Source organism: Pseudomonas sp. G3-19, from assembly GCF_054855875.1.
Genome location: NZ_JBMPIQ010000003.1, coordinates 5,231,347 through 5,244,771 on the forward strand (window position 1 = coordinate 5,231,347; position 13,425 = coordinate 5,244,771).

Annotated in this window: 14 protein-coding genes; 11 read left to right on the forward strand and 3 right to left on the reverse strand. The window is 60.3% G+C overall.

All coding sequences use genetic code 11. The features are described 5' to 3' along the window. The first annotated feature begins 88 nt into the window (after positions 1 to 88). The 10 genes from ACOYXI_RS23765 (at position 89) to hisC (ending at position 8,042) form a co-directional block, all read left to right on the forward strand. Complete coding sequence (locus ACOYXI_RS23765) at positions 89 to 898, forward strand: ATP-binding cassette domain-containing protein (RefSeq protein WP_003221703.1); 810 nt, start codon at positions 89 to 91, stop codon at positions 896 to 898. Beyond that, complete coding sequence (mlaE, locus tag ACOYXI_RS23770) at positions 898 to 1,695, forward strand: lipid asymmetry maintenance ABC transporter permease subunit MlaE (RefSeq protein WP_134785443.1); 798 nt, start codon at positions 898 to 900, stop codon at positions 1,693 to 1,695. Before ACOYXI_RS23765 ends, mlaE begins: the two co-directional genes overlap by 1 nt. Next, positions 1,695 to 2,162: an outer membrane lipid asymmetry maintenance protein MlaD gene (mlaD, locus tag ACOYXI_RS23775; protein ID WP_007967220.1), complete on the forward strand. Its 468-nt coding sequence runs from the start codon at positions 1,695 to 1,697 to the stop codon at positions 2,160 to 2,162. Before mlaE ends, mlaD begins: the two co-directional genes overlap by 1 nt. A gap of 11 nt (positions 2,163 to 2,173) precedes the next feature. Continuing rightward, entirely contained in the window at positions 2,174 to 2,827 is a 654-nt protein-coding gene (locus ACOYXI_RS23780; RefSeq protein WP_027610852.1) for an MlaC/ttg2D family ABC transporter substrate-binding protein, read from the forward strand. Beyond that, entirely contained in the window at positions 2,824 to 3,129 is a 306-nt protein-coding gene (locus tag ACOYXI_RS23785; RefSeq protein ID WP_027610853.1) for an STAS domain-containing protein, read from the forward strand. Before ACOYXI_RS23780 ends, ACOYXI_RS23785 begins: the two co-directional genes overlap by 4 nt. Positions 3,130 to 3,245: 116 nt before the next feature. Continuing rightward, positions 3,246 to 3,485, forward strand: coding sequence for a BolA family protein (locus ACOYXI_RS23790; RefSeq protein WP_003221710.1), 240 nt, complete (start codon positions 3,246 to 3,248; stop codon positions 3,483 to 3,485). 22 nt (positions 3,486 to 3,507) lie between these two features. Then, on the forward strand, positions 3,508 to 4,773 hold the full coding sequence (gene murA, locus ACOYXI_RS23795) for a UDP-N-acetylglucosamine 1-carboxyvinyltransferase (protein ID WP_045122295.1): 1,266 nt from the start codon (positions 3,508 to 3,510) through the stop codon (positions 4,771 to 4,773). Between the two features lie 127 nt (positions 4,774 to 4,900). Then, the gene (gene hisG, locus ACOYXI_RS23800) at positions 4,901 to 5,536 is read left to right on the forward strand and encodes an ATP phosphoribosyltransferase (protein ID WP_007967226.1); all 636 of its coding nucleotides are present in this window, start codon (positions 4,901 to 4,903) and stop codon (positions 5,534 to 5,536) included. A gap of 125 nt (positions 5,537 to 5,661) precedes the next feature. After that, positions 5,662 to 6,987, forward strand: a complete 1,326-nt coding sequence (gene hisD, locus ACOYXI_RS23805; RefSeq protein WP_027610855.1) for a histidinol dehydrogenase — start codon at positions 5,662 to 5,664, stop codon at positions 6,985 to 6,987. Positions 6,988 to 6,989: 2 nt separating this feature from the next. Then, the gene (gene hisC, locus ACOYXI_RS23810; RefSeq protein WP_135294965.1) at positions 6,990 to 8,042 is read left to right on the forward strand and encodes a histidinol-phosphate transaminase; all 1,053 of its coding nucleotides are present in this window, start codon (positions 6,990 to 6,992) and stop codon (positions 8,040 to 8,042) included. Between the two features lie 193 nt (positions 8,043 to 8,235). Here the strand turns inward: hisC and ACOYXI_RS23815 are convergent, their stop codons facing one another. From ACOYXI_RS23815 to algW, 3 genes are all read right to left on the reverse strand, one after another. Continuing rightward, the gene (locus ACOYXI_RS23815; protein WP_461675361.1) at positions 8,236 to 8,955 is read right to left on the reverse strand and encodes a DUF4198 domain-containing protein; all 720 of its coding nucleotides are present in this window, start codon (positions 8,953 to 8,955) and stop codon (positions 8,236 to 8,238) included. 12 nt (positions 8,956 to 8,967) lie between these two features. Then, positions 8,968 to 11,073 (reverse strand): TonB-dependent siderophore receptor, encoded by a 2,106-nt coding sequence (locus tag ACOYXI_RS23820; RefSeq protein WP_461675362.1) that lies wholly within the window; start codon positions 11,071 to 11,073, stop codon positions 8,968 to 8,970. 87 nt (positions 11,074 to 11,160) lie between these two features. After that, the gene (gene algW, locus ACOYXI_RS23825) at positions 11,161 to 12,315 is read right to left on the reverse strand and encodes a Do family serine endopeptidase AlgW (RefSeq protein WP_096795365.1); all 1,155 of its coding nucleotides are present in this window, start codon (positions 12,313 to 12,315) and stop codon (positions 11,161 to 11,163) included. A 103-nt stretch (positions 12,316 to 12,418) separates the two neighbouring features. Here algW and ACOYXI_RS23830 point away from each other — a divergent pair, with 103 nt between their 5' ends. Further along, positions 12,419 to 13,177, forward strand: a complete 759-nt coding sequence (locus tag ACOYXI_RS23830; protein ID WP_097090396.1) for a Nif3-like dinuclear metal center hexameric protein — start codon at positions 12,419 to 12,421, stop codon at positions 13,175 to 13,177. Positions 13,178 to 13,425 lie beyond the last annotated feature (248 nt).

Sequence of the window (13,425 nt, forward strand, 5' to 3'; positions counted from 1 at the left end):
TCGCCGCCAGTTCGGCCTGCCCGGGAGGTATGTGCTTTCTGCGGAAAGCCAGGCGTCCGAGTGAGAGGCTGCATCGCAAGGAGTTTAGATGAGTGCCGATAACGCCTACGCGGTCGAGCTGAAGGGAGTCTCCTTCAAGCGCGGTGCGCGCAGCATTTTCAATAACGTCGATATTCGCATCCCGCGTGGCAAGGTTACCGGCATCATGGGACCTTCCGGGTGCGGCAAGACCACTTTGTTGCGCTTGATGGGTGCGCAGTTGCGTCCATCCAGCGGCGAAGTCTGGGTCAACGGCCAGAACCTGCCGACGCTGTCGCGCAGTGATCTGTTCGATGCGCGCAAGCACATGGGCGTGCTGTTTCAGAGCGGCGCGCTGTTCACCGATCTCGATGTCTTCGAGAACGTCGCTTTCCCCCTGCGCGTTCATACCCAATTGCCGGATGAAATGATCCGCGACATCGTCCTGCTCAAATTGCAGGCGGTCGGTTTGCGCGGTGCCATCGAGCTGATGCCCGACGAGCTGTCCGGCGGCATGAAGCGTCGGGTCGCCCTGGCCCGGGCGATTGCGCTCGATCCGCAGATTCTCATGTATGACGAGCCTTTCGTCGGTCAGGATCCGATCGCCATGGGCGTGCTGGTACGCCTGATCCGTCTGCTCAACGATGCGCTGGGGATCACCAGCATCGTGGTCTCCCACGATCTGGCCGAAACCGCGAGCATCGCTGACTATATCTATGTAGTGGGTGATGGTCAGGTGCTGGGGCAGGGCACGCCGGACGAATTGATGAATTCGGATGAACCGCGTATTCGCCAGTTCATGACCGGCAACCCCGATGGCCCGGTGCCGTATCATTTTCCAGCGACGGATTACCGCGCAGATCTTCTGGGGAAGCGCTGATGCGCAAAATTTCATTAATAGAACGCGTACGCCGGTTCGGCGAGGCGGCGATCGACGCCGTCGCGGTGTTTGGCCGCGCGACCCTGTTCCTGTTTCACGCCCTGCTCGGTCGTGGCGGTATCAGCGGCGGTTTCGGCCTGCTGGTCAAGCAGTTGCATTCGGTCGGCGTGATGTCGCTGGTGATCATCGTCGTGTCGGGGATTTTCATCGGCATGGTGCTGGCGCTGCAGGGCTTCAGTATTCTGTCGAGCTACGGTTCGGAGCAGGCGGTGGGGCAGATGGTCGCCCTGACGTTGCTGCGTGAACTGGGGCCAGTCGTGACGGCGTTGCTGTTTGCCGGGCGTGCCGGTTCGGCGCTGACCGCAGAAATTGGCAACATGAAGTCCACCGAACAGCTTTCCAGCCTGGAAATGATCGGTGTCGATCCGCTCAAATACATTATTGCCCCGCGTCTGTGGGCCGGTTTCATTTCCCTGCCGGTGCTGGCGATGATTTTCAGCGTGGTGGGAATCTGGGGCGGTTCGTGGGTGGCTGTCGACTGGCTTGGCGTGTATGAAGGCTCCTACTGGGCGAACATGCAGAACAGCGTGAACTTCACCAGCGATGTGCTCAACGGCGTCATCAAAAGTATCGTTTTCGCCTTCGTCGTGACCTGGATCGCCGTTTTCCAAGGCTATGACTGTGAGCCCACTTCCGAGGGCATCAGTCGCGCCACCACCAAGACCGTGGTATTCGCCTCGCTGGCGGTACTGGGCCTGGACTTTATTCTGACCGCTTTGATGTTTGGAGATTTCTGATGCAAAACCGCACCCTGGAAATCGGTGTCGGCCTGTTCCTGCTGGCAGGGATCCTGGCTTTGTTGCTACTGGCTCTGCGGGTCAGTGGCCTGTCTCCGACTTCGACCACCGACACCTATAAACTGTATGCCTACTTCGACAACATCGCCGGTTTGACGGTCAGAGCCAAAGTGACCATGGCTGGCGTAACCATCGGCAAGGTCACGGCCATCGATCTGGATCGCGACAGCTTCACCGGTCGGGTAACCCTGCAAGTGGATAAAAAGGTCGACAACCTGCCGACCGACTCCACAGCGTCTATCCTGACCGCTGGCCTGTTGGGCGAGAAGTACATCGGTATCAGCGTGGGCGGGGAAGACACCCGTCTGAAGGATGGTGGAACCATCCACGACACGCAGTCGTCTCTGGTACTGGAAGACCTGATCGGTAAATTCCTGCTCAATACCGTTAGCAAAGACGCCAAATGAGGAGCTTTTGAATGATCTCTACCTTGCGACGTGGCCTGTTGGTGTTGCTTGCGGCACTGCCGATGCTGGCTAGCGCTGCGCCCGGACAGTCGGCGCACGACCTGATTCAGGACACCACGAACCGGATGCTGGCCGACTTGTCGGCCAATAAAGAGAAGTACAAGAAGGATCCGCAGGACTTCTACACGGCGCTGAACACCATCGTCGGACCTGTGGTGGATGCCGAAGGCATTTCCAAGAGCATCATGACGGTCAAGTATTCGCGCAAGGCCACGCCGGCGCAGATGCAGACCTTCCAGGAAAACTTCAAGCGCGGCCTGTTCCAGTTCTATGGCAACGCTTTGCTCGAGTACAACAACCAGGGCATCACCGTTGATCCGGCCAAGGATGAGTCCGGCGATCGCACCAGCGTCGGCATGACCGTCAAGGGCAACAACGGCGCGATCTACCCTGTGCAGTACACGCTGGAGAAGATCAATGGCGAGTGGAAACTGCGCAATGTGATCATCAACGGCATCAACATCGGCAAGCTGTTCCGTGATCAGTTCGCCGACGCGATGCAGCGCAATGGCAACGATCTGGACAAGACCATCAACAATTGGGCTGGCGAAGTGGCCAAGGCCAAGGAAACCACCGAGAAAGCTGCCGAGAAGCCAGCGCAATGAATGAGGCGGCAGTTCGTATGAGTGACGTCGACGAGCTATTGCTCAGTGGAGTACTGGATTACCGCACAGGTCCCGACCTGCGCAAGGAAGGCCAGGCGCTGATCAAGTCCAGCAAGGCGGCATCGCTGGTCATCGATTGCTCGGCAGTGAAGAAGTCCAGCAGCGTCGGCTTGTCCTTGCTGCTGTGCTTCATGCGCGATGCCCAGGCGGCCGGCAAGGCCGTCAGCATCCGTGCGATGCCGGAAGACATGCGCGAAATCGCTCAGGTCAGTGAACTGACCGAGTTGCTGGCGCACCCCTGAACCCGCATCGATAAACAAGCCCCCCGTCAGAGTCCTGCCAATGCGGGGTTCGCAGGCGCGGGGCTTTTTTGTATGATGTCCGACCCGTGCGCACAGGGCGCCGATTGAGGTTGAGCATGCAGGCCGTAGAAGTGAAGAGCTTCCTTGAAGGGAAGCTGCCAGGAACGCAGGTGGAAGTTGAAGGCGAAGGCTGCAACTTTCAGCTGAACGTGATTAGCGATGAACTGGCGGCGTTAAGCCCGGTCAAGCGTCAGCAGAGCATCTATGCCCATTTGAACCCGTGGATCGCCGATGGCAGCATCCATGCGGTCACTATGAAATTTTTCAGCCGCGCGGCCTGGGCCGAGCGCACCTGAGCCCAAGGGCGTCGAGATTCTTATGGATAAATTGATTATTACCGGTGGCGTTCGTCTTGATGGCGAAATCCGTATCTCCGGGGCGAAGAACTCCGCCCTGCCGATTCTGGCTGCCACCCTGCTGTGCGATGGCCCGGTGACCGTTGGCAACCTGCCGCACCTGCACGACATCACCACCATGATCGAGCTGTTCGGTCGCATGGGCATCGAGCCGGTGATCGACGAGAAACTCAGCGTCGAAATCGACCCACGCACCATCAAGACCCTGATCGCGCCGTACGAACTGGTGAAAACCATGCGTGCCTCGATCCTGGTATTGGGCCCGATGGTTGCGCGTTTCGGTGAAGCCGAAGTCGCCCTGCCTGGCGGTTGCGCCATCGGTTCGCGTCCGGTTGACCTGCACATCCGTGGCCTCGAAGCCATGGGCGCGGTGATCGACGTCGAAGGCGGCTACATCAAGGCCAAGGCGCCTGAAGGCGGCCTGCGCGGCGCCAGCTTCTTCTTCGATACCGTCAGTGTGACCGGTACCGAAAACATCATGATGGCAGCTGCCCTGGCCAAGGGCCGCAGCGTCCTGCAGAACGCCGCGCGCGAGCCGGAAGTGGTTGACCTGGCGAACTTCCTCAACGCCATGGGCGCCAAGGTTTCCGGCGCCGGCACCGACACCATCACCATCGATGGCGTCGAGCGTCTGGGTTCGTGCTTCTACAAGGTCATGCCTGACCGTATCGAAACCGGCACCTACCTGGTGGCCGCTGCGGTCACCGGTGGCCGCGTGAAGGTCAAGGACACCGATCCGACCATCCTCGAAGCCGTTCTGGAAAAGCTCCGTGAAGCCGGCGCTGAAGTAACCAGCGGTGAAGACTGGATCGAGCTGAACATGCACGGCAAGCGCCCGAAAGCGGTCAACGTGCGCACCGCGCCGTACCCGGCGTTCCCGACCGACATGCAGGCCCAGTTCATCTCGCTCAACGCCATTGCCGAAGGCACAGGCGCAGTGATCGAGACGATCTTCGAAAACCGTTTCATGCACGTTTACGAACTGCACCGCATGGGCGCCAAGATCCAGGTCGAAGGCAACACCGCGATCGTCACCGGTACTGAAGTCCTGAAGGGCGCGCCAGTGATGGCCACTGACCTGCGTGCTTCGGCCAGCCTGGTGATCTCGGCACTGGTTGCCGAAGGCGACACCCTGATCGATCGCATCTACCACATAGACCGTGGTTACGAGTGCATCGAAGAAAAACTGCAGATGCTGGGCGCCAAGATCCGTCGCGTTCCGGGCTGATTGCTGCATGCGGACACAGGGACGTGTCCACTGAATTTGTTTCGAGTCGAGCCGGTATCCGGCTCGATGTGTGTCCGGCGCCGATTGCGACCGGGCATGAGTACCTTGATAAGGACTGACGTTTCCCATGTTGACCATCGCACTGTCCAAGGGCCGCATCCTTGACGACACCCTGCCGCTTCTCGCTGAAGCGGGCATCGTGCCGACCGAGAATCCGGACAAGAGCCGCAAGCTGATCATCCCCACCACTCAGGATGACGTACGTCTGTTGATCGTGCGTGCCACCGACGTGCCGACCTATGTCGAGCATGGCGCGGCCGACCTCGGCGTCGCCGGTAAAGACGTGCTGATGGAATACACCGGTCAGGGCCTTTACGAGCCGCTGGATCTGCAGATTGCCCAGTGCAAGCTGATGACCGCCGGCAAGATCGGCGCGGCCGAGCCCAAGGGCCGTCTGCGCGTGGCGACCAAGTTCGTCAACGTCGCCAAGCGTTACTACGCCGAACAGGGGCGTCAGGTCGACATCATCAAGCTCTACGGTTCGATGGAGCTGGCGCCGCTGATCGGTCTGGCCGACAAGATCATCGACGTGGTCGACACCGGCAACACCCTGCGCGCCAATGGCCTGGAACCTCAGGAACTGATCGCCACGATCAGCTCGCGCCTGGTGGTCAACAAGGCTTCGATGAAGATGCAACACGCCCGAATCCAGGCGTTGATCGATACCCTGCGCAACGCAGTGGAATCGCGACACCGCGGCTGATGTACCTGCGCGACCCCTGGTCGCGCCGTCTATCCGCCTCATAGCCAGAATTCTCAGGTGCCCAAGCGGATCGAATGATAGTTTCGGGCGCCTGAGTTTTTCGCCATTCCTATGAGGCTCTCGCTATGACCGCACCGACTGCAATTCGCCGACTCAACGCTGCTGACCCGGATTTCGCGCATCATCTGGATCATCTGCTGAGCTGGGAAAGTGTGTCTGACGACTCGGTCAATCAGCGCGTGCTGGACATCATCAAGGCTGTGCGCGAGCGCGGTGACGCGGCGCTGGTCGAATTCACCCAGAAGTTCGACGGCCTCGAAGTGGCGTCGATGGCTGACCTGATTCTGCCGCGCGAGCGCCTGGAGCTGGCCCTGACTCGCATCACTGTGGCGCAGCGCGAAGCGCTGGAAAAAGCCGCGGCGCGGGTGCGCAGCTACCACGAAAAACAGAAACAGGACTCCTGGAGCTACACCGAGGCCGACGGCACCGTGCTCGGGCAGAAGGTCACACCATTGGATCGCGCCGGCCTGTACGTGCCGGGCGGCAAGGCGTCGTACCCGTCTTCGGTGTTGATGAACGCGATTCCGGCCAAGGTCGCCGGCGTGACCGAAGTGGTCATGGTCGTGCCGACCCCACGCGGTGAGCTCAATGAGCTAGTGCTGGCGGCGGCGTGCATTGCCGGCGTTGACCGGGTGTTCACCATCGGCGGCGCACAAGCGGTTGCCGCGCTGGCTTACGGCACCGAAAGCGTGCCACAGGTGGACAAGGTGGTCGGCCCGGGCAACATCTATGTGGCCACCGCCAAGCGTCACGTGTTCGGTCAGGTCGGCATCGACATGATCGCCGGCCCGTCGGAAATCCTTGTGGTGTGCGACGGCCAGACCGATCCGGACTGGATCGCCATGGACCTGTTCTCCCAGGCCGAGCACGACGAAGACGCGCAGGCAATTCTAGTCAGCCCGGACGCCGAATTCCTCGACAAGGTCGCTGCGAGCATCGACAAACTGCTGCCGACCATGGACCGCGCAACCATCATCGAAACCTCGATCAATGGTCGCGGTGCACTGATTCATGTGCGCGACATGGCGCAAGCCATCGAAGTCGCCAACCGTATCGCCCCGGAACACTTGGAGCTGTCGGTCGCTGATCCACAAGCGTGGTTGCCGCAGATCCGTCACGCCGGCGCGATCTTCATGGGCCGCCACACCTCCGAAGCGCTGGGCGACTACTGCGCTGGCCCGAACCACGTGCTGCCGACCTCCGGCACTGCGCGGTTCTCCTCGCCGCTGGGTGTGTACGACTTCCAGAAACGTTCGTCGATCATCTTCTGCTCCGAGGCCGGTGCTTCCGAGCTGGGCAAGACCGCTTCGGTGCTGGCCCGTGGCGAATCCCTGAGTGCGCACGCACGCAGCGCCGAATACCGCATCAAAGCTGAGCAGAAGGGGAACTGATCATGAGTAAATTCTGGAGTCCGTTCGTCAAGGATCTGGTGCCGTATGTGCCGGGCGAACAGCCAAAGCTGACCAAACTGGTCAAGCTCAACACCAACGAAAACCCCTATGGCCCGTCGCCAAAAGCCCTGGCGGCGATGCAGACCGAACTGAACGACAACCTGCGTCTGTACCCGGACCCGAACAGCGATCTGCTGAAAAACGCCGTCGCTAACTACTACGGCGTGCAGAGCAATCAAGTGTTCCTCGGCAACGGTTCGGACGAAGTGCTGGCGCACATCTTTCACGGTCTGCTGCAACACGAGCAGCCGCTGCTGTTCCCGGACATCAGCTACAGCTTCTATCCGGTGTATTGCGGTCTGTACGGCATCCAGTTCGATGCCGTGCCGCTGGACGCGCAGTTCCAGATCAACCCGGCGGACTACGCCAAGCGGAATGGCGGGATCATCTTCCCCAACCCGAATGCACCGACCGGTTGCCTTTTGGCGCTGGAGGCGGTCGAGCAGATCCTCAAGGCCAGCCCGGATTCGGTGGTTGTGGTGGACGAGGCTTATATCGACTTCGGCGGCGAAACCGCGATCAGTCTGGTGGATCGTTATCCGAACCTGCTGGTGACCCAGACCCTGTCCAAGTCGCGCTCGCTGGCCGGGCTGCGCGTTGGTCTGGCGGTGGGTCATCCGGATCTGATCGAAGCGCTGGAGCGGATCAAGAACAGCTTCAACTCCTATCCGCTGGATCGCCTGGCGATTGTCGGGGCGGCGGCAGCGTTCGAGGATCGCGAGTATTTCGACAAGACCTGCCGTCTGGTGATCGAGAGCCGTGAATGGGTGATCGCGCAATTGCAGGCCAAGGGCTTTGAGGTGCTGCCGTCGGCGGCGAACTTCATCTTCGCCCGGCACCCGCAACACGATGCAGCGGGGCTGGCGGCCAAGCTGCGCGAGCAGGGTGTGATCGTGCGTCACTTCAAGCAGGAGCGGATTGCCCAGTTCCTGCGGATTTCGATCGGTACGCCGGAGCAGAACCAGGCGCTGATCGACGGCCTCGGCGACCTCTAAAAGCCAAAGCCCCTCACCCTAGCCCTCTCCCAGAGGGAGAGGGGACTGATTGGGGGATATTGCAGAGTTTCGCCGACGTGAGAGTGCTGTACTGAATCCATAATCGACTCGGATTTTCAGGTCGATGTACTTCGCAAGACAGCTCGGTCTGCTCCCTCTCCCTCAGGGAGAGGGCTGGGGTGAGGGTGCGCTTTTACTCGTGATGCGGTTCGCCAAGGAACGTCAGCGAACTGAATAGCCCGCGACTGTTCACATCAGCGCTGTCCTTCACCGGCACTTCCACCTGCGCCGCAATCACATTCAATCCTTCATTACGCACCAGCACTTGCGCGCGTCCGTCCTTGTCCGTTTCAGTGCTCAGGGTGTTCGGTGCATTGCGATAGTCGCCAATCAGCTTCACGCCCGCTGCCGGCTTGCCATCGAGCAACACCCGTACCGGCAATGATTTGCCCGGGCCGACGGTCAGCTGGTCGACCTCCGGCAAAATCAGCAACTTGATCTGCTCAAGCCTGGGCAACTTTGCTCCTGGCTGATAAATCGCCAGGCTGTACTTGAACGTCTCGGTGGCTTCGACAGCGCCCGGCACTTTGCTGCGGCCTTCGTTGATCCATTTTCTGTCGGCGGTTTGCGACCACATGCCGTTGTTCAGTGCGACGGCCATGACCGCCGGTGTTTTTAGCGGCTTCAGGCGCGCGTGATCGGGCAGGCGTTCGACGCTGACCGGGATCATTTTGCCGCTTGTGTCATAGGCCCAGGCGCCGCTGATTTTCTGCGCCTTGAAGGCATTGTCTTCGGCGCCATGGCCGTAGATCACTTCGATATTGCCGCGCCGTTGTTCGGTCCACAGGCCGTGGGCCGAGGCCTGAGTGGCGAACAGGGCGGCGATGATCAGCAGGGTTTTGCGGCATTGCATAGTGACGTCCTTTTACAGGTTGAGTGTCAGGCTGACGGTGAAATTGCGCGGCTCGCCGGGGTTGACCCAGTAATTGCTGTAGGAGCGCTCGTAGTATTTTTCGTCGAAGAGGTTGTTGAGGTTCAGGCCAACCGTGACGTTGTCGCTGGCCTTGTAATGGGCCAGCAGATCGACGGTGTGATAGGCCGGCATTTCAAAATCACCGCCGGCTTCACCGGAGCGATCGCCGACATAGGTGAACGCCGCGCCGACGTCCGAGCCGCGCAAATGGCCGTCCTGAAATTCGTACACACCGAGCAGGCTGCCACTGCGCTTGGCCACGCCGAGGATGCGGCTGCCGGTCGGGATTGCTGCGTCGCCCTTGGTCACTTCAGCGTCGATGTAAGCGAAGGCACCCATCACCCGCACGGCATCGGTCACTTGCCCGGTCACTTGCCAGTCGAAACCGCGACTGCGCGCCTTGCCCATCGCGCGGCTGGTATCGGTGTTCGGATCTAGGGCGAGGACGTTTTCCTTGTCGATGTGGAAGAAGGCGAGGGTGCTGCTCAGGCGCTCGTCGAACAGTTCGTTCTTGATGCCGATTTCGTAACCGATGCCCTCTTCGGGATCGAAGGATTTGCCGGAGGCGTCGAGGCCGTTATTCGGTTTGAACGAGGTCGAGGTGTTGGCGAACAGGCCGGTGTTCGGCGTCAACTGATAGAGCAGGCCGGCGCGTTGGGTGAGGGCGTCGTGAGTCTGCTGGCTTTTGGCATCGCGGGTGTGATCGTCGATGCGTTGATCAAAGTGTTCGAAGCGTGCGCCGATCATCCCGCGCAGTTTGTCGGTGAAGATGATTTGATCCTGCAGGTTCAGTGCGTGGCTTTCGACGTGTTCGAAGAAGTCAGTACCCGAGCGTGGGCCGTTGGGTTTCGGTTGGCCGTAGATCGGCTTGTAGATGTCGATGGCGTAGGGACCGCCAGCGATGGTAGTGACGCGTTCGTTCTTGCGGAAGTTCTCGTATTCGGTGCCGATCAGCAGTTCGTGCTGCCATGGGCCGAGGTCGAACAGACCGCGCAGCTCCAATTGGGTGATGCTGTCGTGCCAGTTAGTGTCCCGTTCGCGGTAGCGTCGGTTGATCGTGTGACCATCGGCGTTCAGCGCACGACTTTCAGACGCGTCGCCCCACAGTTTGCCTTCCTTGTAGTGGCTGGCCAGACGCAGTTTCCAGCTGTCGTTGAGGTGATGTTCGAGGGTGGCCTGGAGCAGGTTGTTGTGGTTGTCGATGTTGCCGTCGTTCGGTTCACCGAGGAAGGTCGAGCGCGAAACGCCGCTCCATTTGTTGTTCGGCGCGACGATTCCTCGGTCGAACGTGGAGTTGTGCCGGACGATTTCGCTTTCCACCAACAACGAAGTGTCCGGGCTCAGTTGCCAACTGATCGAAGGTGCGACGAAGACCCGCTGGCTGTCGACGTGATCACGGAAGCTGTGGTTGTCTTCGACCGCGAGGTTGATCCGCGAGAGCACGTCCCCCTGCTCGTCGAGCGGCGTATTGACGTCCAGTGCCGTGCGATAACGATCCCAGCTGCCAGCGCTGGTCTGCAGGGTGGTGAACGCTTCGGGCTGCGGCTTTTTGGTGACGATGTTCACCGTGCCGCCAGGATCTCCACGGCCATACAGGCTCGCGGCCGGACCTTTGAGGACTTCGATGCGCTCCACATTGGCCGCGTCCGGCGTGCTCGGGTAGCCGCGATTGGCGCTGAAACCATCCTTGTAGAACTCTGAGGTGGTGAAGCCGCGTACGCTGTATTCGTACAGCGTCAGGCCGCCAAAATTGTTCTGCTTCGACACGCCGCCGGCAAATTCCAGTGCGCGTTCGACATTGTGGCTGCCCAGATCCTTGAGCACGCTGGCCGGCACCACGCTGATCGCTTGGGGAATGTCGCGGATGGCGGTGTCGGTTTTGGTTGCACTGGCGGAGCGCGTCGCGCGGTAGCCGCTGACCGGCCCGCTGGGGGATTCATAATCGGAAGTGACGCTGATGGCGTCGAGTTCGAGGGGTTGCGGATCTTCGGCGAAGACCGGATCGCCCAGCAGGCCCAGGGTCAGGCCAAGCAGTGAAGCCTTTTTTCGAGACGACATGTTATGTTGTTCCAATTGTTAAATTGAAACAATATAACATGCCTGTTGAGAGTGTCTTTCATTCGCGCACTCGGCGCGAATAAAGTTTTATTCTTCTTCTTTCACCGGTGCAGGCGGCGGACGCAGGCCGATTTCAGCGGTGAGCTTCAGTTCTTTGCCGTTGCGCATGACCTGAATGGTCACTTTGTCAGTCGGCTTGATCCGCGCCACCTGGTTCATGGACTTGCGGCCATCACCGGCCGGTTCGCCGTCGATACTCAGAATCACGTCACCCAGTTGCAGGCCGGCCTTCTGTGCCGGGCCATCGCGGAAGATCCCCGCCACGACAATCCCCGGACGCCCGGACAGGCCAAACGACTCGGCCAGTTCCTGGGTCAGCGGCTGCACTTCAATACCGAGCCAGCCACGAATCACCTGACCGTGCTCGATGATCGACTTCATTACCTCCATCGCCAGTTTCACCGGGATCGCAAAACCGATGCCCTGCGAGCCGCCGGACTTGGAGAAGATCGCCGTGTTGATGCCGGTGAGGTTGCCGTTGGCATCGACCAGCGCGCCGCCGGAGTTGCCCGGGTTGATCGCCGCGTCGGTCTGGATGAAGTCTTCGTAGTTGTTCAGGCCCAACTGGTTACGCCCGGTGGCACTGATGATGCCCATGGTCACGGTCTGGCCGACGCCGAACGGGTTGCCGATGGCCAGCGCGACATCGCCGATGCGGATGCTGTCGGAGCGGCCGACGGTGATCGCCGGCAGGTTTTTCAGGTCGATCTTCAGCACCGCGAGGTCGGTTTCCGGATCGCTGCCGATCACCCGGGCGAGGGTTTCGCGACCGTCCTTGAGCGCCACCACGATCTGGTCGGCGCCGGTGGTCACGTGGTTATTGGTCAGAATGTAGCCTTCCGGGCTCATGATCACCCCGGAACCGAGGCTCGATTCCATGCGTTTCTGCTTCGGCGAGTTGTCACCGAAGAAGCGCCGGAACTGCGGGTCTTCAAACAGCGGGTGCGCCGGTTTGTTGATGACCTTGGTGGTGTAAAGGTTGACCACCGACGGTGCGGCGATGGTCACCGCGTCGGCATAGGACACCGGCCCCTGCTGCACGCTGGTGGTTTGCGGGGCCTGTTGCAGGTTGACGTCGAGGCTCGGCAGCCCGACCCACTGCGGGTAACGCTGAATAATCAACAGAGCGATAAGCACACCGGCCAACAGCGGCCAGCCGAAAAAACGCAGCGCCTTGAGCATTAAGCACGTCCTGGAAAAGTTGCAGGCGGGGTCAGACCGCCCATAATGTCGCGCATTATACGAGGCCGCGCGCGCCTCTGAACGGGATTTTCAGGAGTCTTTCATGGCCGTCGCCCTCAGCACCCTCGTCGAAGAAGCCGACCGTTACCTTGGCAGTGCAAAAATCGCTGATTATTGCCCCAACGGCCTGCAGGTCGAAGGCCGTCCGCAAGTGATGCGCATCGTCAGTGGCGTCACCGCCAGTCAGGCGCTGCTTGACGCGGCGGTGGAGGCCGAGGCCGATCTGATACTGGTGCATCACGGCTATTTCTGGAAAGGCGAGAACCCGTGCATCACCGGCATGAAGCAGCGGCGCTTGAAGACTTTGCTCAAGCACGACATCAGTCTGCTCGCCTATCACTTGCCGCTGGATCTGCATCCGGAGGTCGGCAACAACGTGCAACTGGCGCGTCAGCTGGACATTACCGTTGAAGGGCCACTGGATCCGGACAACCTTAAAATTGTCGGACTGGTCGGGTCGTTGAATGAGCCGATGACTGCGCGTGATTTCGCCCGCAAGGTTAAAGACGTCATGGGCCGCGAGCCGCTGCTGGTCGAGGGCAGTGGGATGATTCGTCGGGTCGGCTGGTGCACCGGTGGCGGGCAGGGCTATATCGATCAGGGCGTGGCGGCGGGTGTCGATCTGTTCCTCAGTGGTGAAGCCTCCGAGCAGACCTTCCACAGCGCGCGGGAAAACGACATCAGCTTCATCGCCGCCGGCCACCACGCCACCGAGCGCTATGGCGTGCAGGCGTTGGGTGACTACCTGGCAAAACGTTTCGCCCTCGAACACATCTTCATCGATTGCCCGAACCCGATCTGAATCCACCGCATTTCGCCTGTAGGAGTGAGCCTGCTCGCGATAGCTTTGTCACATTCAACATAGCGGCGACTGATACACCGCTATCGCGAGCAGGCTCACTCCTACAAGGGGTGGGTGCCCAAACGGGTGGGCATATTCATATGCCCTTTCGATCTAGTAGGCGTCCTGATTAGAAGAGGTCGCTGTGCTAGGATTCCCCGCTCGAACACGGCCCGCTGGCCGTTCATAAGAAAGCTTTCGTGAGTAGC